The sequence below is a fragment of the Streptococcus suis genome (assembly GCF_024509555.1).
In the GTDB taxonomy this organism is placed as follows: Bacteria; Bacillota; Bacilli; order Lactobacillales; family Streptococcaceae; genus Streptococcus; species Streptococcus suis_AD.
Genome location: NZ_JAMWEL010000099.1, coordinates 1 through 246, shown reverse-complemented (window position 1 = coordinate 246; position 246 = coordinate 1). Strand labels below are relative to the sequence as shown.

Annotated in this window: 1 pseudogene; it reads left to right on the top strand. The window is 46.7% G+C overall.

Features of this window, described 5'->3' with window-relative positions:
• Positions 1–246: pseudogene (locus NF418_RS10495) on the top strand (hypothetical protein); the annotation flags it as partial.

Sequence of the window (246 nt, the reverse complement as noted above, 5' to 3'; positions counted from 1 at the left end):
ATGTTTACCAAAAAGTAGCTAACTGGATTCCACTCATTCCGAATGTACCAGAGAATAAACGTCCTAAGACAGAATACCCATTTGACCCAACTGAGCCAGATAAGGAAATTCCGTCTATCCCAACCAATCCGACAACAGATCAACCAGTCATTCCGCACGTACCGGGTTACACCCCAGTCGATCCGAAGGACAATACTCCGTTGACACCTGTTGATCCAGAAGATCCAAGCAAGGGCTACGTTCCAC